This window comes from Paraburkholderia sp. BR10141, assembly GCF_056155635.1.
Window position 1 is genome coordinate 350,001 of record NZ_JBMIQH010000005.1, and the last position, 21,917, is coordinate 371,917.

24 protein-coding genes are annotated in these 21,917 nt (G+C 64.8%); 17 read left to right on the forward strand and 7 right to left on the reverse strand.

Annotated features, from left to right (window positions below; genetic code table 11):
• The first annotated feature begins 113 nt into the window (after positions 1 to 113).
• On the forward strand, positions 114 to 419 hold the full coding sequence (locus tag ACOJB8_RS10145; RefSeq protein ID WP_342921983.1) for a hypothetical protein: 306 nt from the start codon (positions 114 to 116) through the stop codon (positions 417 to 419).
• A gap of 105 nt (positions 420 to 524) precedes the next feature.
• Here the strand turns inward: ACOJB8_RS10145 and ACOJB8_RS10150 are convergent, their stop codons facing one another.
• On the reverse strand, positions 525 to 1,007 hold the full coding sequence (locus ACOJB8_RS10150) for a hypothetical protein (protein WP_475012368.1): 483 nt from the start codon (positions 1,005 to 1,007) through the stop codon (positions 525 to 527).
• Between the two features lie 201 nt (positions 1,008 to 1,208).
• Here ACOJB8_RS10150 and ACOJB8_RS10155 point away from each other — a divergent pair, with 201 nt between their 5' ends.
• Complete coding sequence (locus ACOJB8_RS10155) at positions 1,209 to 1,493, forward strand: hypothetical protein (RefSeq protein ID WP_475012369.1); 285 nt, start codon at positions 1,209 to 1,211, stop codon at positions 1,491 to 1,493.
• A 155-nt stretch (positions 1,494 to 1,648) separates the two neighbouring features.
• Positions 1,649 to 2,764, forward strand: coding sequence for a linear amide C-N hydrolase (locus ACOJB8_RS10160; protein ID WP_475012370.1), 1,116 nt, complete (start codon positions 1,649 to 1,651; stop codon positions 2,762 to 2,764).
• A gap of 26 nt (positions 2,765 to 2,790) precedes the next feature.
• Here the strand turns inward: ACOJB8_RS10160 and ACOJB8_RS10165 are convergent, their stop codons facing one another.
• Positions 2,791 to 3,216: a VOC family protein gene (locus ACOJB8_RS10165; protein WP_475012372.1), complete on the reverse strand. Its 426-nt coding sequence runs from the start codon at positions 3,214 to 3,216 to the stop codon at positions 2,791 to 2,793.
• A gap of 102 nt (positions 3,217 to 3,318) precedes the next feature.
• On the opposite strand from ACOJB8_RS10165, the gene ACOJB8_RS10170 reads away from it, so the two are divergent.
• From ACOJB8_RS10170 to ACOJB8_RS10215, 10 genes are all read left to right on the forward strand, one after another.
• On the forward strand, positions 3,319 to 4,212 hold the full coding sequence (locus ACOJB8_RS10170) for a LysR family transcriptional regulator (RefSeq protein ID WP_475012374.1): 894 nt from the start codon (positions 3,319 to 3,321) through the stop codon (positions 4,210 to 4,212).
• 7 nt (positions 4,213 to 4,219) lie between these two features.
• The gene (locus ACOJB8_RS10175) at positions 4,220 to 4,852 is read left to right on the forward strand and encodes an alpha/beta fold hydrolase (RefSeq protein WP_475012376.1); all 633 of its coding nucleotides are present in this window, start codon (positions 4,220 to 4,222) and stop codon (positions 4,850 to 4,852) included.
• Positions 4,853 to 4,985: 133 nt separating this feature from the next.
• Positions 4,986 to 6,107, forward strand: a complete 1,122-nt coding sequence (alr, locus tag ACOJB8_RS10180) for an alanine racemase (RefSeq protein ID WP_475012378.1) — start codon at positions 4,986 to 4,988, stop codon at positions 6,105 to 6,107.
• Between the two features lie 131 nt (positions 6,108 to 6,238).
• The gene (locus ACOJB8_RS10185) at positions 6,239 to 7,309 is read left to right on the forward strand and encodes a fatty acid desaturase family protein (protein ID WP_475012380.1); all 1,071 of its coding nucleotides are present in this window, start codon (positions 6,239 to 6,241) and stop codon (positions 7,307 to 7,309) included.
• 43 nt (positions 7,310 to 7,352) lie between these two features.
• A complete protein-coding gene (locus ACOJB8_RS10190) occupies positions 7,353 to 7,661 on the forward strand; it encodes a non-heme iron oxygenase ferredoxin subunit (protein WP_342921992.1) in 309 nt (102 codons plus the stop codon).
• Between the two features lie 293 nt (positions 7,662 to 7,954).
• Positions 7,955 to 9,070: a SpoIIE family protein phosphatase gene (locus tag ACOJB8_RS10195; RefSeq protein WP_475012411.1), complete on the forward strand. Its 1,116-nt coding sequence runs from the start codon at positions 7,955 to 7,957 to the stop codon at positions 9,068 to 9,070.
• A 14-nt stretch (positions 9,071 to 9,084) separates the two neighbouring features.
• The gene (locus ACOJB8_RS10200; protein WP_475012382.1) at positions 9,085 to 9,648 is read left to right on the forward strand and encodes a SiaB family protein kinase; all 564 of its coding nucleotides are present in this window, start codon (positions 9,085 to 9,087) and stop codon (positions 9,646 to 9,648) included.
• A gap of 18 nt (positions 9,649 to 9,666) precedes the next feature.
• Entirely contained in the window at positions 9,667 to 10,053 is a 387-nt protein-coding gene (locus ACOJB8_RS10205) for a DUF1987 domain-containing protein (protein ID WP_254353895.1), read from the forward strand.
• A gap of 49 nt (positions 10,054 to 10,102) precedes the next feature.
• Positions 10,103 to 10,816 carry a GGDEF domain-containing protein gene (locus tag ACOJB8_RS10210; protein ID WP_342921996.1) on the forward strand — a complete coding sequence of 238 codons (714 nt, stop codon included), beginning with the start codon at positions 10,103 to 10,105 and terminating at the stop codon, positions 10,814 to 10,816.
• Between the two features lie 143 nt (positions 10,817 to 10,959).
• Positions 10,960 to 12,090 carry a patatin-like phospholipase family protein gene (locus tag ACOJB8_RS10215; protein ID WP_342921997.1) on the forward strand — a complete coding sequence of 377 codons (1,131 nt, stop codon included), beginning with the start codon at positions 10,960 to 10,962 and terminating at the stop codon, positions 12,088 to 12,090.
• Between the two features lie 100 nt (positions 12,091 to 12,190).
• Here the strand turns inward: ACOJB8_RS10215 and ACOJB8_RS10220 are convergent, their stop codons facing one another.
• The 4 genes from ACOJB8_RS10220 to ACOJB8_RS10235 form a co-directional block, all read right to left on the reverse strand.
• The gene (locus ACOJB8_RS10220) at positions 12,191 to 13,438 is read right to left on the reverse strand and encodes an NAD(P)/FAD-dependent oxidoreductase (RefSeq protein ID WP_475012384.1); all 1,248 of its coding nucleotides are present in this window, start codon (positions 13,436 to 13,438) and stop codon (positions 12,191 to 12,193) included.
• 17 nt (positions 13,439 to 13,455) lie between these two features.
• Complete coding sequence (locus ACOJB8_RS10225) at positions 13,456 to 14,433, reverse strand: sugar ABC transporter substrate-binding protein (RefSeq protein WP_475012413.1); 978 nt, start codon at positions 14,431 to 14,433, stop codon at positions 13,456 to 13,458.
• A 112-nt stretch (positions 14,434 to 14,545) separates the two neighbouring features.
• Positions 14,546 to 14,869, reverse strand: a complete 324-nt coding sequence (locus tag ACOJB8_RS10230; RefSeq protein WP_342921999.1) for a Rieske 2Fe-2S domain-containing protein — start codon at positions 14,867 to 14,869, stop codon at positions 14,546 to 14,548.
• A gap of 49 nt (positions 14,870 to 14,918) precedes the next feature.
• Positions 14,919 to 15,977, reverse strand: coding sequence for a fatty acid desaturase (locus tag ACOJB8_RS10235; RefSeq protein WP_342922000.1), 1,059 nt, complete (start codon positions 15,975 to 15,977; stop codon positions 14,919 to 14,921).
• 251 nt (positions 15,978 to 16,228) lie between these two features.
• Here ACOJB8_RS10235 and ACOJB8_RS10240 point away from each other — a divergent pair, with 251 nt between their 5' ends.
• The 4 genes from ACOJB8_RS10240 (at position 16,229) to ACOJB8_RS10255 (ending at position 20,820) form a co-directional block, all read left to right on the forward strand.
• Positions 16,229 to 17,263: a LacI family DNA-binding transcriptional regulator gene (locus ACOJB8_RS10240; RefSeq protein ID WP_342922001.1), complete on the forward strand. Its 1,035-nt coding sequence runs from the start codon at positions 16,229 to 16,231 to the stop codon at positions 17,261 to 17,263.
• A 127-nt stretch (positions 17,264 to 17,390) separates the two neighbouring features.
• A complete protein-coding gene (locus ACOJB8_RS10245; RefSeq protein ID WP_342922002.1) occupies positions 17,391 to 18,182 on the forward strand; it encodes a DeoR/GlpR family DNA-binding transcription regulator in 792 nt (263 codons plus the stop codon).
• Positions 18,179 to 19,393, forward strand: a complete 1,215-nt coding sequence (locus ACOJB8_RS10250) for an MFS transporter (protein WP_475012386.1) — start codon at positions 18,179 to 18,181, stop codon at positions 19,391 to 19,393. The genes ACOJB8_RS10245 and ACOJB8_RS10250 overlap by 4 nt, the downstream gene beginning before the upstream one ends.
• Before the next feature lie 134 nt (positions 19,394 to 19,527).
• Positions 19,528 to 20,820: an MFS transporter gene (locus tag ACOJB8_RS10255; RefSeq protein WP_475012387.1), complete on the forward strand. Its 1,293-nt coding sequence runs from the start codon at positions 19,528 to 19,530 to the stop codon at positions 20,818 to 20,820.
• Positions 20,821 to 20,845: 25 nt separating this feature from the next.
• Here ACOJB8_RS10255 and ACOJB8_RS10260 read toward each other — a convergent pair whose 3' ends face one another.
• The gene (locus tag ACOJB8_RS10260) at positions 20,846 to 21,859 is read right to left on the reverse strand and encodes a lactonase family protein (protein WP_475012389.1); all 1,014 of its coding nucleotides are present in this window, start codon (positions 21,857 to 21,859) and stop codon (positions 20,846 to 20,848) included.
• Positions 21,860 to 21,917 lie beyond the last annotated feature (58 nt).

Below are 21,917 nucleotides of genomic sequence, written 5' to 3' on the forward strand. Positions count from 1 at the left end.
AGGTGGCGCGCCCGTGCCCGGCTTGCTACTTTGCGTGATGCCGGCGCCTGGAAATTCGCTAAGCCGCGACATAAAATAGAGGCCCAGTCAGTGCATTCACGTGGTGACCGCGTATGAGACACGCTACGTTCCCCGTGCTGATCGTTCTGGCTTCGGTCCCGGCCGCATGGGCCATGGGCCTCGCCGCGGCGAACGAAAACACGGATCTGCCCTCTCCCCAGAGCGCGGCGTCTGCCACGCTCCATTGGCCTCCCGCCTCCCCCTCGTCCATCCCGCCGGGCATTTCGCGCGCCGCGTTGCATACGGGGACCCAGAAAGACGACAAGACGTATTTCGAAGCGCTCCCGGGCGGCGATAAAAAGCTCGACGATGAAGGCGCGCCCCTTCGCGGCGATCGTTTCCACTGGCAGCAACCCTAGCACTCACACGCTGCACGCTTGCACACGTACAATCGTCAGTTTTCCTGATTATTGTTGTCGGCCGCCAGCATCAACTGGCGGCCCTGCCCTCACTGTGTTGCGCGCTTACGCCTTCACTGCCGGCCTGTGCGGCGGCACGACCGCGGGCGATTGTCCCGATGCAGGCGCCGGCGCATGCCCCGGATAGACGACGATCACCGGCCCCGGCATCGCCCACACGGGCACCGCGAACAGCACCGGCATCGGTGCGGGCATCGCGAACGCACCGTTGAATGCCGCTTGCTGAAGCTGCTGCATCTGGGCCTGCATGGCCCACATCTGCGTGGTCATTGCGCGCATCTGCTGCAGCGCCCACGCGGGCGGCGGTCCGCCGCTGCTGCTCTGAACCTGAATGCTGCTGGCGCCGTTCGGGCTATGCCAGCTCCACGTACTGATCTTGACCGGGCCTGCCGAGGTCTGGACCACATGGGTCTCGCCCTGAGCCGGAACGAAGTGGCCGTCGACGTTGACGAAAAGCGGCTGGGCCGCCAATGCGAGGGCCGGTGCGCACACCAGTGCGGCCGCCGCCATAGCAGTGCGAAAACGCATCTCATCCTCCATTGTTCGAGTCTCCACGCGCGGTTTGCGCCGGGAGGCGTTTTCTACTATGTCGAGCAAGACTTAAAAATCGCTTAAAACGCGCCGGTGCGCTGGCATTAATCCACGGTCAAGAATCCGCTCTATGCTCGTCTTGCGAGCCGCCGGGCCCTTCGCCGGCGACATCGCGGCGAACACGATGGAGGTCGGATCATGAAAACCGGAATCTGTTCAACCGCGCTCGTTGCTGCGCTGATCTTGCCAGCCGCAGCCTTCGCGCAACGCGGCAATGCTTACGCCCAGCTCGATTTGAACAGCGGCCCCGCGGCGCACGTGCAGCTTCCCGCCGACGTGCACGCCGCCGAAGCCCGCGTCGCGACGCGCAGCGGCGCCGACGATGCCACGCTCTGGGGCGTGGGCGGCGTGCCAGGCGGCATGTCGCAGTCGGGCATGACCGCGCACTCGCATTCGCGCGCCGTGCTGTATCTGCACCACTGAGCCGCCGATAAACGGCCAACCGGCCAGCGACATCTGCACCAGGCTATCCGCGCCGCATAGCGCGCGCGAGGGCATGCTTGTGCTTCGGCCATGCTGGAACGGCTCAAAGCGCGTTCCATGACATGATCGGCGCGTCCTGCAACTGGAACGCCATCATGTCCCGTCTGGTTCGTTCGCGTCTGCGCCTGAAAGCCTGCGTGCTTGCTACTTCGCTCGCCGTGCTGGCAGCGCCGCTCCTCATTGACCCTGCGCTTGCCTGTACGCGCGCGCTCTACGTGGGCGACAGCGGTCTCGTCATCACGGGGCGTTCGATGGACTGGTCCGAGGACATGCGCTCGAACCTCTGGGTCTTTCCGGCCGGGATCGAACGCGACGGCAACGCGGGCCCGCGCTCGCCGCACTGGCGCTCGAAATACGGCAGCGTGGTGGTCTCGGGCTACGACATCGGCAGTGTGGACGGCATGAACGAGCGTGGCCTCGTGGCCAACGCGCTCTATCTCGCCGAAACCGATTACGGCAAGCCCAATTCGGGGCGGCAGCCGCTTGCCATCAGCCTGTGGGCGCAATACGTGCTCGACAATTTCGCCACGGTTGGCGAGGCCGTCGATGCGCTTGGCCACGAGCCGTTCCAGATCATCGCGCCGCCGCTGCCCGACGGCAAACCGATCTCGATCCACCTCGCGCTTTCCGATTCGCAAGGCGACTCGTCCATCCTCGAATATATCGACGGCAAGCTCGTGATCATGCACGACAAGGCGTACAAGGTGATGACGAACTCGCCGATCTACCCCGAACAGCTTGCGCTCGATACGTACTGGAAAGGTGTGGGCGGTCTCGCCTTTCTGCCCGGCACGAATCGCGCGGCCGACCGTTTCGTGCGCACCTCGTTTCTGCTCGACGCCATTCCCAGGAAGCCCGACCCGGCCTATATGGCGGGCGTGCCGCAGCAGAACGCCAACTATCAGGCCGTGGCGAGCGTGATGAGCCTCATGCGCTCGGTGAGCGTGCCGCTCGGCATCACCACGCCCAACATGCCGAATCTCTCGTCGACGATCTGGCGCACGGTCGCGGACCAGACGAACCGCGTCTATTACTTCGATTCCGCCACCCGCCCCGACACGTTCTGGATCTCGCTGAGCAAGCTCGACCTCAAGCCCGGCGCGCCCGTGATGAAGCTCACGATCGATTCGGGCCAGGTGCATTCGGGCGAGGTGTCGGGCAATTTCGTGGCGACGCCGTCGTTCAAATTCATGCCTGCGCCGGCGCCTTGATCGCCACGCGGCGATTCGATTCGCGCTTATTTGGCGAACAGCTGACCGATGTCCTTGAACGCCTTGAATTCGAGCGCGTTGCCGCACGGGTCGAGCAAGAACATCGTGGCTTGCTCGCCCACCTGCCCCTTGAAGCGTACGTAGGGCTCGATCACGAACTTCACGCCGAAGGTCTTGAGGCGCTCGGCCAGCGCCTCCCAGTCGCCCCAGCCCAGCACGACGCCGAAATGCGGCACCGGCACGTCGTGGCCGTCCACGGGGTTCGTGTGCGCGTGGTTCTGCGAGGCCGTTTTCGGGTGCTCGTGAATCACGAGCTGGTGGCCGAAGAAGTCGAAGTCGACCCACTGCGCGCTGGAGCGCCCTTCCGCGAGGCCGAACACGCGGCCGTAGAAGTCGCGCGCGGCTGCGAGGTCATAAACGGGAATGGCGAGGTGAAAGGGGGAAAGCGACATGCATGTCTCCACTGTCTTCGAAAGCGATCCCGCCATGGTAGACAGGCCGAATCAAAAACAAAATCAATATATAATTTTCTGATCCACAAATATTCTTGATGAATGATACGCGAACTCAGAACCCTCGTGGCTGTGGCGAGAGAAGGCACGTTCGCTGCGGCGGGACAGAAGATCGGCCTGACCCAGGCTGCGGTGAGCGCGCAAATGCAGCGACTCGAGGCGGAGCTGGGCTTCGCGCTGTTCGACCGCGAGGGGCGCGCGGCGCGCCTGAACGCGATGGGCCAGCAGATCCTCGCCCAGGCGCACGAAGTCATCCGGCTCTATGAAAACCTGAGTTCGAGCGCGGCCGGGCCCGCGGCGACCGGGCGCGTCACGCTCGGCGCGATCGCTTCCGTGCAGCGCGCGCTGGTGCCCGAGGCGCTCGCCGAATTCCACCGCCGTTATGCCGGCTGCCGCACGCGCGTGATCCCCGGCGTTTCGATGGAGCTTCACAATCTCGTGGATGCGGGCGAAATCGACATGGCGGCCATCATCCGGCCACCCTTCGCACTGCAAAGCGATTTGCGCTGGACCACGCTCGCACGCGAGCCGTTCCGCCTCATCGTGCCGCGCCACGTGAAAGGCCACGACTGGGCCGAGCTGCTGGCGACGCAACCCTTCATCCGCTACGATCGGGCATCGTTTGGCGGGCGCCAGGTCGACCGCTTCCTGCGCCGCATGCACTACACCGTGCAGGACCTGAGCGAGCTCGACGAGCTGGAAGCCATCGTCGGACTGGTTGCGAACGGCGTGGGCGTCGCGCTCGTGCCGCAAACGTCGGCGTGGCGGCGCTGGCCGGCCAGGGTGCGCGCGATCGATCTCGGGCAGCACACGTTCCACCGCGACGTCGGCCTCGTGCATCGCGCGCCGGGCACGCTGAGCGACCCCGCACGCCTGCTGATCGACCTGCTCGAATCGCGCGCCCGTGCGCAACAGCCGGCGGACGAGGCGCCATGAACCCGTCATGCCTTGCAGGCCCACTGGAGAAACACACGTGCGCACTCCCGAACAATTGCTTTTCCTGCCCGGCGCCTCGGGCAACAAGGCCTTCTGGCGACCATTGGCCGATCGGCTCGCCACGCCGGCAGCGCGCCGCTTCGTCGGCTATCCGGGCTTTGGCGGCGAGCCGCCGAACCCGGCGGTCGCCAGCATCGACGCCATCGTGCAGCGCGTGCTCGCCATGCTCGATCGGCCCACGGCGCTGATCGCCCAGTCGATGGGCGGCGTCATCGCCGTGCGCGCGGCGCTCGAGAAGCCGCGGTTCGTCACGCATCTGGTGCTCTCGGTCACGTCGGGCGGCATCGACACCGCGGCGCTCGGCGCGCAGAACTGGCGCGCGGGCGACACGAGCGCCTTCCCCGAGTGGTTCGTCTCGTTCCATACGGACCTTTCGAACCAGATCGCCAGCATCACCCAGCCGGCCCTGCTGCTGTGGGGCGACAACGATCCCTTGAGTCCTGTCGCGGTCGGCGAGCGGCTCAACGCGCTGCTCGCCCATTCCACGCTGCACGTGGTGCGCGGCGGCGAGCACGATCTCGCGAGCGTCCACGCCCAGGCGTTGGCGCCGCTCGTGGATGCCCATCTGACGGCGGGCTGACCCGTTGCCCTGCGGGACGAGCGACAGTTGTTTCGACCAAATTCGTCGAAAAATACATTAAAAATAACTGGACGAAAATCAATACGATTGCACAAATCACTAGACCGTCGCCATCCAACCCACAGGAACGCCTATGCCGCGCCCCATCGTCGCCCGCATTCAACCCGACGCCATCCGTCACAACCTGCAGCTCGTAAAGCAGATGGTGGCCGGCTCGCGCGCCTTCGCCGTGATCAAGGCCAATGCGTACGGTCACGGCATCGAGCGCATCTATCCGGCGCTCGCGGGCGCCGACGGCATCGCCCTGCTCGACCTCGATGAAGCCGTGCGCGTGCGCGAACTGGACTGGACCAAACCGCTGCTGCTGCTCGAAGGCGTGTTCGAACCCGCCGACGTCGAGCTGGCCGCAGCATACCGCCTCACCGTGGCCGTGCACTGCGACGAGCAACTCGATCTGCTCGCGGCAGCGAAGCCGCAGCAGCCCATCGATATCCAGCTGAAGATGAACTCGGGCATGAACCGCCTGGGTTTCCGCCCGCACGCGTATCGCGCTGCGTGGGAACGCGCACGCGGCATTGCGTCGATCGGCGCGATCGGCCTCATGACGCACTTCGCGAACGCCGACGACGGCCACATCGACTGGCAGCTCGACACCTTCGACGCGGCGGTGCAGGATATGCCCGGCGAGCAGTCGGTGTCGAATTCGGCGGGCGTGCTCTGGCACCCGCGCGCGCATCGCGACTGGGTGCGGCCCGGCACGATCCTCTACGGCGCTTCGCCCACGGGCGTGGCACGGCATGTGGAAGGCTTCGGCCTGCGCGCGGCCATGACGCTCACGAGCCGCATCATCGGCGTGCAGACGCTCGCACCGCAGGAAACCATCGGCTACGGCCGCACCTTCGAGGTCGACCGGCCCATGCGCATCGGCGTGGTGGCGTGCGGCTATGCGGACGGCTATCCGCGCCACGCGCCCACCGGCACGCCGATTGCCGTGGACGGCGTGCGCACGCGCGTGGTCGGGCGCGTCTCGATGGACATGCTCACGGTCGATCTCACGCCGTGCCCGCAGGCGGGCATCGGTTCGAGCGTCGAGCTGTGGGGCGACCAGGTGCGCGTGGACGAAGTGGCCGAAGCGTCGGGCACGATTGGCTACGAGCTGATGTGCGCACTCGCGTTGCGCGTCCCGGTGGTCGTGGCCGACGGCGCGGATACGGCCCGCGCTGCGCAATCACACGGCGAGCGCGTGGCAGCCTGACGCCGCCGAAAGCTCGCTGATGAAATTTCGTCAAACTTCCGGTTGAGCCCTGGCCTTACGTCACCTATTTTTGTGTTGACACGCGCGGTGCATCGCACACCGCGCACTGCCAACACTTCAAGGAGACACCCGTGGCCGACCAGGAGACTCACGCCTACGCGCCGCATCATGCGGACTACCGGCTCATCGGCGGTGCAGGCGAACGCGCGCGCGCAGCGGGCCTCGTCAACGCGGACTGGTACCGGTGCGCCGTGCCGCGCCCCGTCATGAAGCAGTTGATGCAGCGCAGCGACGCGCGCGCCATCCGCGACACCGCGATCTGGTATGCGGCCATCGTCGCGGGCGGCGTGCTCGCCGGGTTCCTCTGGCACGTGCACTCGTGGTGGGCCGTGCCCGCGTTCCTGGTCTACGGCACGCTTTATTGCAGCCCCGCCGATTCGCGCTGGCACGAAGCGGGTCATGGCACCGCTTTCAAGACGCGCTGGATGAACGACATGCTCTATCAGATCGCGTCGTTCCAGGTGTTCCGCTGCGCGACGATCTGGCGCTGGAGCCACGCGCGTCATCACACCGACACGCTCGTGGTGGGCCGCGATCCCGAGATCGCCGCCCCGCGCCCCACCGACTGGCTCTCGCTCACCCTCAACATCTTCGCGCTCAAGCACGCCTCGCGCGAGCTGCCGCGCATGATCTCTGCTGCATGCGGACGCCTGGGCGCGGAAGAACAAAGCTTCGTGCCCGTCTCCGAATGGCCCAAGGCCATTCGCGAAGCGCGCCTGAGCCTGCTCGTGTACGCGATCGTGATTGGCGCGTGCATCGGCTTTCGCAGCACCCTTCCGCTGCTTTATATCGGCCTGCCCAGCCTCTACGGCGCGTGGCTTTATCTCTACTTCGGCCTCACGCAGCACGCGGGCATGCCCGAGGACGTGCTCGACCACCGGCGTAACTGCCGCACGGTGATGATGAATCCCGTGTTCCGCTTTCTCTACTGGAACATGAATTATCACGTCGAGCATCACATGTTTCCGATGGTTCCTTTTCACGCGCTGCCGCGCCTGCACGAAGTCGTGAAAATGGATATGCCGCCGCCCTATCGCAGCAGCCTTGCCGCGTACGCGGAAATCATTCCCGCGCTCGTGCGGCAAACACGCGATCCCTACTATCACGTGGCGCGCCCGGTGCCGGGCCACGCCGAAGCCTGAGCCGTTGCGCACACAACCTTCAATACCAGTCTGGAGACACCCGATGACCCAATGGATCGACGCAGTCGCACTCGACGATATCGAAGACGAAGACGTCATGCGTTTCGACCACGGCGGACGCACCTTCGCGATCTACCGCGTGGAAGACCAGGTCTACGCGAGCGACGGGCTCTGCACGCACGAACACGTGCACTTGAGCGACGGGCTCGTCATGGGTCATGTGATCGAATGTCCGAAGCACAATGGCCGCTTCGACGTGCGTGACGGCAAGCCGCTTTGTGCACCGGTATGTGAGAAGCTCGCCACGTATCCGGCCAGGGTCGAAGGCGGACGGATCTATATTGAAGTGTGATGCACCGAAACCTTGCAAAGGGAAGCGAAAAAACGCGCAAACGTTAGCGTGGCATTCGCCGATCGTTACGGTGTATTAAACAAGCGAACTTGAGCGCTTACTCTCGCCCATGTAACGAGAATGACATAAATAGCCATTAGCGTGCTGATTCTCCATATTAATCGGAATGGATAGTCATGCACCCCGCGCTCGCGCAGTTTCGTCGTCCGGGTCTTCCCGTAGGCCCGCGCAGCGCCGGAGAACTGGCTCTGGAAGTGCCGGCCATCGACGCTTCGGATTCAAACTCTCTCGTCATGGAGATTTTCTATTCGAGGCGCGACATGGCCAGTCTCGCGGTGATCGAAAACGATCGCCCCATCGGACTCATCAATCGCGATATCTTTCTGTCGCAAATGAGCAAGCCGTTTCACCGCGAGCTCTACGACAAGAAGAGCTGCATCGCATTCATGGACAAGGAGCCATTGATCGTCGATGCGGCCATGAGCATCGAGGCGCTCACGTTCAAAACGGTTGAAGTCGGCGAAAAGGCGCTGGTCGATGGTTTCATCGTGACGCGCGAAGGCCGCTTCGCTGGCGTGGGCAACGGCTTGCGCCTGCTGTCCATCGTCGCGGAAATGCAGGCGGAAAAGAATCGGCAGATCATGCAGAGCATCGAGTATGCGAGCGTGATCCAGCAAGCCATGCTGCGCGCCTCGCGCGAGACGCTCGCGACCATGTTGCCCGATGCCGCGCTCGTCTGGGAGCCGCGCGACGTGGTGGGCGGCGACTTCTACCACTTCGCGGCGTTCGCCGACGGCTGGTTCGGCGCGGTGGCCGATTGCACGGGACACGGCGTGCCCGGAGCGTTCATGACCTTGCTCGCCTCGGCGTCGCTCTCGCAGGCCCTCGAACAGATCGGCCCGCGCAACCCCTCCGCGTTGCTGGCAGCCGTCAATCGCAATGTGAAGGGCCTGCTCGGTCAAATCAACGGCGCGGGCGACGCCCCGCAGTCCAACGATGGTCTGGATGCCGCGTTCTTCTGGTTCGACGCCGCCAGCCAGGTGCTGCACTTTGCGGGTGCGCGTGTCGCGCTGCACGTCTTGCGTGCGGACGCACAACAGTTCGAAAGCATTGCCGGCGACCGCATGGGCGTGGGCTATGTCGACAGCCTCGCCGATTACACGTGGAGCCAGCACGCTGTAGCTGTGCCGCACGGCAGTCTGCTGTTCGTTTCCACGGATGGCCTGACCGATCAGATTGGCGGCCCGCGCAAGATCGCCTTCGGCAAACGCCGAACGCTCGACCGCATTCTCGCCGCGCGCGAGAACACTTCTTCATTCATCTGCGCACGCCTGCTCGAAACCTTCGCCGAATGGCAAGGCTCCCAGGCGCGCCGCGACGACGTCACGCTTTTCTTCGCACGAGTTTGAGGTAGTTCACCACTATGTCTGGAATTCTGGATCAAAACTGCTGCTTCTTCGAAATCGCACAGAAGCGCAGTTTGCTCTTCTATCACAAAGGCTATTTCTCGCACAGCATCGTCGCGGCGATGAGCGAGGTCGTCAAGCTGCAACTGGAAGTGGCAGGACTGAGCACGTCTACGCGTAGAAGGATCTTCTCCTCGTTCATCGAGCTTTCGCACAATATCGTGCACTACTCGTGCGACGCGCTCTCGGAAGATCAAGGCCAGGGCGGCGCAATACGCGAAGGCGCGATGTGCATTTCCGCCGAAGGCGAGCGCCACCTCATGGTATGCGTGAATCCCATCGCCACGGCGGCCGTGGACGACTTGCGCGAGAAGCTGGAGCCGCTGCGCAACATGTCGATCGAAGAAATCAAGCAGGCCTACAAGATGTCGCTGCGCGCCGACACGCCTGCCGACAGCAAAGGCGCGGGACTGGGTTTTCTGACGATGGCGCGCGACGCCAGTGCGCCGCTCGAATTCGCGTTTCATCCACGCGAAGACGATACGGGCACCACACTGTTTTGCCTCAAGACCATCATCTGACCAGGGCACGCGTTCAAAATGGAAAACCTTTTTATCGCCGCCACGGCAACGTCACCGGAAATCGACTTCCGCTTCGACGAAAACGTGCTGTCTCTGCGAGGCGAATCGTATCCCGAGAATGCCGCCGCGTTTTATGCGCCGATCATCGAGCGGCTCAATCTCTGGCTCAAGGCCTGCGAAAACGCCGCGATCACGGTCGAGGTCACGCTCACCTACTTCAACAGTTCGAGCACGAAAATGCTGTTCAGCGTGTTCGACGCCCTCGATCGCGCCGCCGCGGCGGGCAACCAGGTGCAGGTGAACTGGTATCGCGACGAAGAAGACGAAACGATCCTCGAATTCGGCGAGGAACTGCAAACCGACTTCACCGCAATCAAGTTCAATGATTGCCCGGTTGCAACGTGAGGATGCCTTGAGAACGACGCGCGTGGAAACGACTGGCTTGCGGGACGCAATGAAGGATCATTACCTCGACCTGTTCCGCAGCGAAAGCGAGGCGCTGGAGCGGGCCCGGATGATTGCCGAGGCTCCGGAGGCGTACGCGCATAGTCATCGCGAGGCGCTCATCGAGCTGATCCAGCACTACGAGCGCCTGATGCGCGAAACGCGCCGCCTGATCGGGCGCAGCGATCGCGCCGAGCGCGAAATGCAGGCGCTCACGCAGCAACTGCAATATCGCGCGACGCACGACGCGCTGACCGGCGTGCTCAATCGCAGCGCCGTGATCGAACGCACAGTGAAGGCGCTGCGCGCGAATCGGGCGGTCATGATCCTGCTCGACATCGACGACTTCAAGAAGGTCAACGACGACTTCGGGCACCCGGCCGGCGACAGCGTGATCTCGGGCATCGTGAACTGCCTGCGGCGCATTCTCGGCGAGACCGGCATCATCGGTCGGGTTGGCGGCGAAGAGTTCACGGTCGTCTTGCCGGGCTTCGACATCGCCGACGCCTTGCAACTCGCCGAGCGCATGCGCGAAGCCATTGCGAATCACGCGTTCCCCGCGCCAGTGTGTCGCGCCATTACCGCCAGTTTCGGTGTCAGCGACAATCCAGCCGGCACCGATTTCGACACGGCGTACGGACTCGCCGATTCCGCGTTGTACACCGCCAAGCGCGGCGGCCGCAACTGCGTGACGTTCGAAGGGCAGATCGCCTCGGCCGGTTGAGCGATGGCGGCCATTCGGGCCGTTGCCACGCAACGCTCGTCTTTTCCGAACGCCACTACAATGGTGCGGAGAAAACGGCGACGCGTATGAAGAATGCATGTCACGAAATCGCGCGTCGGTAGAGCAAAACAGCGAGGCGATCGATGACAGCGAAGCAGCCGGCAAGCCTGGCATTGCCAGGGCAAGTCGTACTCGTATTGCAGGGCGGCGGCGCGTTAGGCGCCTATCAACTCGGTGTCTATGAGGCGATGCACGAAGCCGGCATCCAGGTGGACTGGGTGATCGGCACTTCCATTGGCGCCATCAACGCTGCATTGATCGCCGGAAACGCACCCGAGCACCGCTTCGAGCGTCTGGTCGAATTCTGGCACCGCGTCACCGACCGCACCCGTCTCGACGTCCCAGTCACGTGGCCTGGTTTCGCGCCCGGTTGGGACAAGACGTTTGCAAAGCTGATGATCATCGGCGGCGGCATTGCGGGGTTCTTCCAGCCCAACCCGGCATCGTGGTTCGGTCCGCTCGCGCGCCTCGGCGTCGATCGCGCGTCTTATTACAAGATCGCCCCGCTGCACGACACGCTCGTTTCCCTGGTCGACTTCGAATTGCTGAACGCCGGGCATCCACGCCTCACCGTGGGTGCGGTGAACGCACGCACGGGCGCCATGCGCTATTTCGATTCTCGCGACCAGCGCCTGAATGTCGAACACATCATGAGTTCGGGCGCGTTGCCGCCCGCATTCCCGGCGGTGCGCATCGACGGCGAGCCGTACTGGGACGGCGGCATCTATTCCAATACGCCGGTCGAGGTCGTGCTGGACGACAAGCCGCGCCACAGTTCCGTGATCTTCTCGGTGCAGGTGTGGAATCCAGCGGGCCCGGAGCCGCAAAGCATCTGGCAGATCGCAGAACGGCAAAAGGACATTCAGTACGCGAGCCGCACGGAAAGTCATATCGCGCGTCAACAGCAGATCCACCGCTTGCGCCACGTAATCCGCGAACTGGCGAAGCGCGTGCCCGCCGACGAGCGCGACGCGCTCGATGTGAAGGAACTGGCGGCATGGGGCTGCGAGACCACCATGCGGCTCATCAAGCTCGCGGCGCCACGACTCGACGGCGACGACCAGTTGAAGGACATCGACTTCACGCCGTCGGGCATTGCCGCGCGCCGGCGCGCGGGCTACGAGGCCGCCATGCGCGCGATCGACGCAAGACCCTGGGATGCCCCGATGGACCCGATAGAAGGCCTCAGCGTCTACAGCGCGGACGAAGAATAAAAGAAAGCGATAGAGCACGAAGCCCATATCGCCCCACTCGAACGGCAGTGGAAAAAAGCCGGCGGGTGGAGCCACCGGCCGAGCAGATCGATCCGTTCGTTCAGTGCACGGCAGCGGCGAGCAGCGACTTCAGTCTGGTCGCGTTGTCGGCAAGCAGCTCGGGTTCGATGCGCACACGGCGCGCAATCAGTTCCTGCGCAATCCGTACGTCGCGGGCGATTTCGCCCGTTTGTCCCACGCCGCTCGCGCCCACCAGCAGGCCCGCCTCGTCGAACGCGAAAAGCACCTTCGATGCCGCGCCCGTCGCACGCACGGCCTTCGTCGAGCCGAATGCGGGCAAGCCCGCGATCTGGATCGTCATGTCGTATTGATCGGACCAGAACCACGGCACGGCGCTGTGCACCTCGTCGCGGCCGAGCATGTTGAGCGCCGCCACGCGCGCCTGATCCTCGGCGTTGCGCCAGCATTCGAGACGGACGCGCCGCCCGTACAGCGGATGCACGAACGAACACACGTCGCCCGCGGCGTAGATATCGGGGTCGCCGGTCCGCAGCATGGGGTCGACGGCAATGCCGTTGTCGATCTCGAGACCCGCTTGCTGTGCGAGCGCCACACGCGGCGCGACGCCAATGCCGACCACGACGGCATCGCAAGGTACGACGGCTCCGTCGCCGAGCACGACGGCATTGACGCGCCCTTCGCCCTCGAAGCGCTGGACCTGCACGTCGAAGCGCACGTCCACGCCGCGTTCGCGATGCAGGTCCACGAGGCACTGCGCAACCTCCGCAGGCACCGCGCGCATCAACGCGCGCGGCGCGGCTTCGAACACGACGACCGCGCAGCCGCGCTGCACGGCCGAGGACGCGACTTCGAGCCCGATGAAGCCCGCGCCGACCACCGCGATGCGGCGCCCCGGCCCGAGTTCGCCCGCGATGGCGAGCGCGTCGCCGGCATTGCGCAGCACGTGCACGCCCGCGAGATCTGCGCCGGGCACGCTCACGCGGCGAGGCTCGGCACCGGTCGCGATGAGCAGGCGACGGTAGGCAAGCGTCTCACCGTTCGCGAGCGTCACCGTGTGCGCAGCGCGATCGATCGCGCTCGCGACACAACCGCAGCGCAGATCGACACCTTGTTCGCGATAGAACGCCTCGCGGTGGATTGCGCCCTGCTCCGGCGTGCGCTCGCCTTGCAGCACCGCCTTGGAAAGCGGCGGCCGCTCGTACGGTTGCGCGGTTTCGTCGGCGATCAGCGTGATCGCGCCTTGCCAGCCGCCTTCGCGAAGCACCTGCACGGCGCGTGCGCCGCACTGGCCGCCGCCGATCACCACCATGGCGTCGCCCGCACTCATGCTGACTCCTTGCGCGCTCAACGATACTGCCCCGCGAGCGCAGACACCTGCAGAATGTTCTGCGGCGTGATGAAGCCCGGCCCGGAGCTGATATTGCGCGCCTCATAAACGGGCTTGAGTCCATAGTCCTTCAGCCGCTGCTGGAACTTCGGGTTCTGCTCGAGCGCGGTGCGCGCCTGCAGCACGTCGTTGTTGTGGTTCTGATGCATGATCGCCAGCAGGGCCACCGGAATATAGCCCTGCAAATACGGCTGCTGGTCGGTGCAGAACTTGATCGTACCGTCCTTGATGCCCTTCGCGACGTCCGGGTCGATATCGAAAGTCGCAAACCAGATCTTGCCCGCCAGCCCGAGGCTCTTCACCGCGCGTATCGTCGGATCGGCCGAGGTCGGCCCGAGCGTGAGCACGGCCTGCGTGTCCGGGTGATTACGCAAATATGCACTCACCTTCGATTCTATGCCCGTGGGGTCGGTGCCCGCATCGAGCACCGAAGTTTTCATGTTCGCGCCGATGGCGTCGGCAAAGCCGCGACAGCGCTCGAACGAAAGCGGATTCGTGGCGTAATGGTTCACGCACAGGAACGTCTTCACGCCGTCCGCCTTCGCGCGCAGCCCCGCCTCCTTGCCCGCAAGATATTCGGGCTGGCCCACGTGCATGAGCGCGCCAAGCTCGGCGCTCTGTTGCTCGGTGCCCGTATTCGCGGTGATGAACGGAATGTGCTTCGCTTTCAGGCGTGACACGGCGCCCTTGAGCAGATCGAAATCCGCTATGGTCGTCACCACGCCGTCGTAATTGCGTGCGGCCGCCTGATTCACGAGCTGCACCATGTCGGCGATATCGCCATTGGGCGGATTGCGGTAATCGGTCTGCACATTGAAGTCCTGATCGGCCTGCTTGATGCCGTTCTTGACGGTATTCCACCACGCATCCGAATCGGGCGCGTGCGAAATGAAGTCGAAATGCGCCACGGGGTCCGCGTGCGCTACGGGACTCATTGCGAGTGCCAACACCGTCGCCGCCAGCGGCAATACCTTCAGGAAAGGAACGTTCACGGCTGTCTCCTAGGTTGCGTCGTTATCGTGGTGATTCAAGGATTCGTATGCCGAATCAATCCGAGGCGAGCCCGAGATAGATCGTGCCGCCTTCCACCTTGACCGGGTGCGTGGCGAGGTTCACGCAAACCGGCGCCCCCCTGGCCGCGCCCGAGGGAATGTGAAAACGCCCCATATGCATCGGACATTCGATGATGTCGCCGAACACGAGACCTTGCGCGAGACGCGCCGTTTCGTGCGTGCAGACCCCCGCGGACGCGTAGTAGCCCGTGGGCGTGTGATAGATCGCGTACAGCTCGCCTTCGTGTTCGAACTCCATCACGTCCTCTTCTTCGAGTTCGTCGCTCGCGCACACCTCATGCCATTGAAGAATGTTCATGTCGTCTCCTCCATCGTCATCTTTCGAAAAGGGTCTACAGGTCCAGGCGTCATTGCGTATCGGCGGCAAAGGCATTCGCAGCGGCGGCCTCGCGCATCGCGCCCGCCGTCTTGCCGGGCACCTGCGGCGTGATCATGTAGTTCGGGTCGTGGCGCTGCACGCGCAACACGTGCACGATCTCCGTCCACGCGTCGAACAGACCATCGTAAGCGGGTGGCAAGTCGGCCTCGATCGCTTTGCGCAATTTAGGCAGCGCATGAAACGGCACATTGGGGAACATGTGGTGCTCAACGTGATAGTTCATGTTCCAGTAGAGGAACTGCAGCACCGGGTTCAGGCGCAGCGTGCGGGTGGAGAAGCGGTGATCGAGTTCGTTCTCGCGCAGGCCGGTGTGCTGCGTAATGGCCAGCAGTTCGTGCAGCCACGCGCCGTAGGCGCGGGGCAGCAGCAGGAACACCACCGGCAGCCAGCTATGCGCTGCGAAGGCCCACACGCCAACGGCCACGTAGAGCGCGAGCATGACCCGCGAATTGCGGCGCATCGCCCGATATTCGACCACCGGCACGACGGCCTTCGCGCTCCTCGTCACGATGCCGAGGCTATGCAGCACGATGTTGCCGAGATGATGAATGCCATGGGAGACGCGCAGGAAGTCGGTGGCGAGCTTGAGGTAATTGGGCGGCCGCTTGACGGCAATCTCAACGTCGGCGGGCACCGTGGCCGTGAGGTGCGTATAGGTGTGATGCTGCGCGTGCGACCAGCGGCTATAGATCTGCTCGCGCCAGGTCATGAAGCAGATCACCCAGTGCACAGACTCGTTGAGCCACTCGCTCCTGAACGGCGTGCGATGACGCAACTCGTGCTCCATCGCCTCGGCGAACGCGTAGATCGTGCCGTACAGCAGAAAAGCCGGAATGCACCAGAGCGTGCCCAGCGAAAACCAGGCGAGCGCGCCGGTGGCGAGCACGAGCGCCATGAAGCCGCCGAAATACGTCAGGGCAGTCCTGTCGTTGCGCCGCGTGACCTCCTTGAGCACCTTGCGGTCGAGCGGGCAACGATACCAATCGTCCATCGTGATGACTTGTGGCGAGCCTGGCTGTGCGGACATGAGTCGAACTCCCGTGCATGACATTGAACGCTGATGAGCCGCTTTGATTTTACTCATCCTTGAGTCGAATTACAGGCTCTAAATGAGCCATAGTCAAAGACTAAAATGACTCATTTTGAGCATGAAAGGGTTTTTACCTAAGCCATGTGTGCCTGAAAACGTTCTCCACGTGGAGATAAAATTCAGATACTCGCGACGAAAGACTCATTTTGAGGCAAAATGAGTCCATACTCACCCGCTGCGGAGCCCCGATGAAAAGCCGCCCTACGCTGAAGCAGTTAATGGAACTCACGCAGCTAAGCCGCGCGACCATCGACCGGGCGCTCAACGATCGGCCCGGCGTGCACCCGCGCACACGCAGCGCCGTGGAAGCTGCGCTCAGGCAACTGGGCGCGGGCGACGGCGAGACGTTGCCCGAGGCGTCGCGTAGCTCGTCCAATGCGTTGCGCGTGCGCCTGCTCCTCCAGGCCGGCGACGCCTTCACCGCCGAACTCACGCGCACGACAGCGAGCCTCGAAGCCGAGTTCGCGGCGGCGGGCGTGACGGTCGAGGTGGTCAATTGCGTGGGCGCCAGCGACGAAGACGTCGCGCTGCGCGTGCGCGAGTCGGCGCAAGGCGCTGCCGACGCCATCGGCATCATCTGCACGAACACGCCGCCCATTACGTCGGCGCTGCGCGAATGCATGGCACGGGGCCTGGGCGTCGTGACGCTCATCACCGATGTCGACGCCGATGCGCGCCACACCTACGTCGGCGTGAACAACCGCGCCGCGGGCCAGTCGGCCGCGTTCCTCGTCGGCCGGCACCTGGAGGGGCGGCCCTCGCCTTCGGTCGCCGTTGTGGTCGCAACGTTCTCGTACACCTGTCACGAAGACCGCGAAATCGGCTTTCGTTCGCTGTTGCGCCAGCGCTTTCCCCACGTGAACGTGGTCGAAGTGATCAAGGGCGCCGACTCGGGTCCGGCAACCTACGAGGCCACGCGCCGCTGCATGGAAATGCACGGCGCGCTCGACGGCATCTACAACGTGGCGGGCGGCAACGAAGGACTCGCAGCGGCGCTGCGCGAGCGCGGGCTTGCGGGCCGCACGCTCTACGTGACGCATGAGGTGAACGCCGTGACGGAGCCGCTGTTGCGCGCGGACGTGATCGACTACCTGCTCTCCCAAGATTTGCGTCTGCTGCTGCGCACGGCCGTCGAACAGATGCGCCACGCGGCGGCCGGCGCCACGCCGCCCGCGCAGGCGCTCCTGCCGATCGAGACCTATTCGCGCTATTCCCTGCCCTGACGCGGCTGAAGCGGCTACGCCCCGAACGCCGCACGGCTGGTTGCGTGCATTGCCCGTTTACGATACTTTATGCTCGTTTTTGCTCGATTAAACGGGCAAGCCAACGAGCGAGCGGGAGCCGAAACTCATGCAACGAACACGCCTGGAGGCCAGTGAAGGCCTGCTCCCCGACGAGCGCGAGCGCCTGATCCTCGAAAAACTGCGCGCCGAGGGCCGCGTGCTGGCCACCGAACTCGCCGCGCAGCTCGACACCTCGGAGCACACGATCCGGCGCCATTTGCGCGACCTGGCCGAGGCGGGGCATTGCAAGCGCGTGTATGGCGGCGCGCTGCTCATCTCGCCCGCCAACAAGCCCGCCTCCGTGCGCATGCGCGAGCAACTGCCGGCCAAGGCGCGCCTTGCGCGCGCCGCCGCCGCGCTCGTCAAACCCAACCAGGTGATCCTGCTCGACGCCGGCTCCACGAACGTCGAGATCGCGGCGGCGCTGCCCGAGAACGCCGGCCTCACGGTCGTCACCACGTCGCCCCAGGCCTGTGTGCGCCTGCTCGAGCGCCCAGGCATCGAAGTGATCCTGATCGGCGGGCGCGTGAGCGCCCAGGCCGCGGGCGCGCTGGGGGCCACGGCGCTCGTGCAGATTCAGCAGATCAAGGCCGACCTCTGCTTTCTCGGCGCCTGCGCGCTCGATCCGTCCGAGGGCATCGCCGCCTTCGATGCGGAGGATGCCGAAATGAAACGCGCGATGGTCGCGGCAAGCGGCCAGATCGCGGCAGCAGTCACCACGGAAAAGCTCATGACATCCGCGCCCTTCGTCATCGCGCCGTGCGCCTCGCTCGACTATCTGGTCGTCGATGCCGACGTACCGAAACTGCATCTGAAGCAACTGAAAGCCGCATGCGGCGACGTGGCGGTGGCGCGATGAGGCCCCTGCGCGAACGCTACGCCACCACGGCGGTCTTTCTGGCGAACGGTTTCGGCATCGGTGCGTGGGCCGTCGAGGTGCCGCGCGTGAAGGACAAGCTGCTGCTTGGCGACTCCCTGCTCGGCGTCGCGCTCTTTGCCTTCGCGCTCGGCGCCATCGTCGCCATGCCGCTTGCGGGGCGTCTCGCGCCGAAGTTCGGCAGCGGCCGCGCGACCGCCCTGCTCGGCGTGCTGTTCGTCGCCGCGTTTCCGTTGCCCGCGCTCGCGCCCAATGCGGCGCTGCTGTGCGCCGCGTTGCTGCTGCTCGGCGCGCTCAACGGCGCGCTCGACGTTTCCATGAACGGCCACGCCAGCGCGATCGAAAAAATCTGGCATGCACCGATCATGTCGTCGTTCCACGCGGCCTGGAGCGCGGGCGGTCTGACGGGCGCAGCCGTTGGCACGGTGCTGCAGAAAGCAGGATTTGGTGTGCTAAGCGGGCTTGCGCTGCCCGCCATTCCCATCGCCGTGCTGATCGTCGGCGCGGCGCTGTTTTCGCTGCGCGACGTGGGCACGCGCCCGGAGGCTGCGTCGGGCGGCGGCTTCGCGTTGCCGCAGGCGGGCGTCGTGAAGCTCGCCGCGCTCGCGTTCCTGTGCATGATGACCGAGGGCGCCATTGCCGACTGGAGCGCCGTGTATCTACGCACCGCCTTGCCCGCTCATGCGGATAGCGCAGGCATCGGCTATACGTCGTTCGCGTTCGCCATGGCGGCATGCCGCGTGGTGGGCGACGCGTTCGTGCGGCGGCTGGGCGCGGTGCGTGTGGTCGCGCTGGGCGGCCTGCTTTCGGCTGCGGGCCTCGCGGCCGTGCTCGCTGCGCCGGCGCTCGCCACGGCAGTGGTAGGGTTCATTTGCGTCGGCATTGGGCTTGCCAATGTGGTGCCGGTGATTTTCAGCGCGGCCGGGCGCACAACCGATCCGCCCGTTACCGGCGTGTCGATGGCGGCCACTGCGGGGTATGCGGGCTTTCTCGTGGGGCCGCCGGTCATCGGCTTCGGCGCGGGGCTAGTGGGGCTGCAGCTCGCGCTCGGCGTGCTGGTGCTCGCGACGCTCGCGGTGTGCTTTGCGGGTAGCCGTGCGGTTCGCGATGTCGATGCGTCGCGAGGCGAATCGGCAGCCCATGCGCAGGTGCGCAACGATTCGCGCGACGCGGATCGTATCGAGGCGGACTGACCTGCGTTCGCCTGACGCATCGAATATCACCACAAGATCCGGATATTTCCACCCAGGCGCCCTGCGTAGACTCGTTCCCGAAGCTCAAACCACCGCATCCGGCTCGCGCCGGATCGATCTTCGGGACATCGACAATGAGCACAACCGGTAGCGCGACGCCACAGCGCGTCGTCGTCAATCTTTCGCACGCGAGTCTCGCCGCGCAATTCAGCGAGCAGATGGCCATTGCGGTCATCCCGATCGTCGCCGTGGTGGCATTGGGCGCCACGGCACAGCAAAGCGCCTCACTGCAGGCCGTCAATACCTTGCCCTTCCTGCTGCTCTCGCTGCCCGCCGGTCTCATTGCCGATCGCAGCCGCCGCAAGCCGCTCATGATCGCAACCGAACTGCTGCGCGCCGCCGCCCTCTTCGTGCTGTTCGCGTTGTTCCATGCGCGCGTGCTTTCGCTCTATACGCTCGGCACGCTGGGCTTCGCCATTGCGACCGGCACGGTGGTATTCAGCGTGACCGCGCCCTCGCTCGTCGCGGCCATGGTCGAAACGGGCGACCTGCTCGCCGCCAACCGGCGGCTCGAAATCGCGCGCAGCATCGCCTACACGGCGGGGCCTTCCGTGGGCGGCATTTTTGCGGGCTGGGCGTCGGGCGTGTTCGCGTTTCTCGCGGCGTTCGCCCTCTCGCTCGCCAGCGCGTGGTGTCTCGCACGGCTGCCCGCCGAGGCGCCGCGTCCGCATTCGCGTCGCGCGCTCGCACACGAACTCTTCGACGGCGTGCAGTTCATCGCGCGCAGCACGCATCTGCGGCCCATCGTGGCGACGGCCTTCGTCTTCAATACGTCGTGGTATCTGCTGCTCGCGGTGTTCGCGTGGTACGCGATACACCGGCTCGCGTTCGCGCCATCGGCGGTAGGCGCTGCACTCGGCGTATATGGCTTCGGGATGGTAGGCGGCGCGTTTCTCTACAAGATCATCGCCAGGCGGCTCGTCTTCGGGCGGCAAATCCTGCTCGGCCCGACGAGCGCCGCGCTTGGCTCGCTGTTGATGGCGAGCACCGTACTCACGCATTCGCGCGCCACCGTGTTCCTGGCTTTCTTTTTGTTCGGCTTCGGACCGATTGTCTGGACCATCTCGACCACGGCGTTGCGCCAGGTCGTTACGCCTCGTGATCTGATCGCACGCGTCTCGTCGGTCATCATGATGGCGACGTTCGGCGCACGTCCACTCGGCGCCCTGCTCGGCGCGTTCCTGAGCACGCGCCTTGGCATGACGAGTTGCCTCGTCGGCGCCGCGTGCGGTTTCGCCCTTCAGCTCGCGATCATCGTGTTCTCGGCGCCCGCGCGGCTGCGCTCGATCGAAGGACTCGATGAGGCGCGAGCCGAGCCGCACAACGTGAAGCCAATGCGCTTCGCGACCGAGAACCGGCAGGAGTAAGGCGACCGAAGCCGCCCTTCATTGCCTAGCCGTTCGAACCGTCGAAGTCCACCACTTCGACCCAGTTCGCCCCCTTGCCCACCGGGTACTTGTCAAGCTCATGCAGCGCGCCGCTCTTCGCGTCGATGCGGTATGCGCTCAGCGTGGGCGAGAGCTGGCCCACGGCGAACAGATACTGGCCCGACGGATCGATATTGAAACCGCGCGGCTGTTTCTCGGTGGCGTACGTGCCGATGCGCGTGAGCTTGCCCGTTTGCTGGTTCACGCGGTACGCGCCCAGCGTGCTCGACGTACGCTCCGAGATATACAGGTGGCGGCCGTCGGGCGTGAGGTGCACGTCGGCGCCCCACGGCTTGTCGCCGGAGAAGCCGGCGGGTAGGATCGAGATCGTCTGGATCGGCTTGACCGTATTGTTCGCCGCGTTGAAGGCGAGCACGTGCAGCTTGCCGTCGAGTTCGTCGATCAGATAGACGAAGCGCTGGTCCGGCGAAAACTGGAAGTGACGCGGACCGGAATCCTTCGGCAGCGAGTACGCGGGCTTCGCGTCTTCGGTGAGCGCGCCCGTCAAGGCGTCGAATTTCAGGCGCAGCGAGGCGTCGGCGCCGAGCACCGAGGCGAATGCGTAGCGGTTGTCCGGCGAGGTGCGAATGATATGCGCCATCGGGCCCGTCTTCACGGTTTGCTGCACGTCGCCCGCCACGCCGTTTTCGCCGATGCGGTTCACCGCCAGCAGATTGCCGCCGTACGAAGCTGAGAGCAGATAGCGCCCCGTGCCGTCGGTGGACACATAGGCCATGCTCTCGGCGAGCGGCGCGCGGCCCAGTTCGGCAAGACGGCCGTCGAGCGGATTCACGGAGAAGCTCACCACGCGATACGGCTTCGAACGCAGCGCCGCATACAGGTGATGATGGTCGGGCGAGAACGCCATCGGCATCACCGTGCCGCCCACCGGCACGGTCTCGACCGCGGCCAGCGCGCCGTTCTGCGCATCGAGGCGGAACACTGAAATGTCCTGGCTGTCGGCGTTCGACACGTACACGTAGCTAGTGTCGTGAGTTAGAAGTTCGTTGAATCAATTTCCCGGTCTTCCTGGAATG

Excerpts from the sequence above, each read along its gene's own strand:
- ACOJB8_RS10145 (WP_342921983.1), top strand. The coding sequence starts at position 114 with ATGAGACACGCTACGTTCCCCGTGCTGATCGTTCTGGCTTCGGTCCCG.
- ACOJB8_RS10150 (WP_475012368.1), bottom strand. The coding sequence starts at position 1,007 with ATGCGTTTTCGCACTGCTATGGCGGCGGCCGCACTGGTGTGCGCACCG.
- ACOJB8_RS10155 (WP_475012369.1), top strand. The coding sequence starts at position 1,209 with ATGAAAACCGGAATCTGTTCAACCGCGCTCGTTGCTGCGCTGATCTTG.
- ACOJB8_RS10160 (WP_475012370.1), top strand. The coding sequence starts at position 1,649 with ATGTCCCGTCTGGTTCGTTCGCGTCTGCGCCTGAAAGCCTGCGTGCTT.
- ACOJB8_RS10165 (WP_475012372.1), bottom strand. The coding sequence starts at position 3,216 with ATGTCGCTTTCCCCCTTTCACCTCGCCATTCCCGTTTATGACCTCGCA.
- ACOJB8_RS10170 (WP_475012374.1), top strand. The coding sequence starts at position 3,319 with ATGATACGCGAACTCAGAACCCTCGTGGCTGTGGCGAGAGAAGGCACG.
- ACOJB8_RS10175 (WP_475012376.1), top strand. The coding sequence starts at position 4,220 with ATGCCTTGCAGGCCCACTGGAGAAACACACGTGCGCACTCCCGAACAA.
- alr (WP_475012378.1), top strand. The coding sequence starts at position 4,986 with ATGCCGCGCCCCATCGTCGCCCGCATTCAACCCGACGCCATCCGTCAC.
- ACOJB8_RS10190 (WP_342921992.1), top strand. The coding sequence starts at position 7,353 with ATGACCCAATGGATCGACGCAGTCGCACTCGACGATATCGAAGACGAA.
- ACOJB8_RS10195 (WP_475012411.1), top strand. The coding sequence starts at position 7,955 with ATGGAGATTTTCTATTCGAGGCGCGACATGGCCAGTCTCGCGGTGATC.
- ACOJB8_RS10200 (WP_475012382.1), top strand. The coding sequence starts at position 9,085 with ATGTCTGGAATTCTGGATCAAAACTGCTGCTTCTTCGAAATCGCACAG.
- ACOJB8_RS10205 (WP_254353895.1), top strand. The coding sequence starts at position 9,667 with ATGGAAAACCTTTTTATCGCCGCCACGGCAACGTCACCGGAAATCGAC.
- ACOJB8_RS10210 (WP_342921996.1), top strand. The coding sequence starts at position 10,103 with ATGAAGGATCATTACCTCGACCTGTTCCGCAGCGAAAGCGAGGCGCTG.
- ACOJB8_RS10215 (WP_342921997.1), top strand. The coding sequence starts at position 10,960 with ATGACAGCGAAGCAGCCGGCAAGCCTGGCATTGCCAGGGCAAGTCGTA.
- ACOJB8_RS10220 (WP_475012384.1), bottom strand. The coding sequence starts at position 13,438 with ATGAGTGCGGGCGACGCCATGGTGGTGATCGGCGGCGGCCAGTGCGGC.
- ACOJB8_RS10225 (WP_475012413.1), bottom strand. The coding sequence starts at position 14,433 with ATGAGTCCCGTAGCGCACGCGGACCCCGTGGCGCATTTCGACTTCATT.
- ACOJB8_RS10230 (WP_342921999.1), bottom strand. The coding sequence starts at position 14,869 with ATGAACATTCTTCAATGGCATGAGGTGTGCGCGAGCGACGAACTCGAA.
- ACOJB8_RS10235 (WP_342922000.1), bottom strand. The coding sequence starts at position 15,977 with ATGTCCGCACAGCCAGGCTCGCCACAAGTCATCACGATGGACGATTGG.
- ACOJB8_RS10240 (WP_342922001.1), top strand. The coding sequence starts at position 16,229 with ATGAAAAGCCGCCCTACGCTGAAGCAGTTAATGGAACTCACGCAGCTA.
- ACOJB8_RS10245 (WP_342922002.1), top strand. The coding sequence starts at position 17,391 with ATGCAACGAACACGCCTGGAGGCCAGTGAAGGCCTGCTCCCCGACGAG.
- ACOJB8_RS10250 (WP_475012386.1), top strand. The coding sequence starts at position 18,179 with ATGAGGCCCCTGCGCGAACGCTACGCCACCACGGCGGTCTTTCTGGCG.
- ACOJB8_RS10255 (WP_475012387.1), top strand. The coding sequence starts at position 19,528 with ATGAGCACAACCGGTAGCGCGACGCCACAGCGCGTCGTCGTCAATCTT.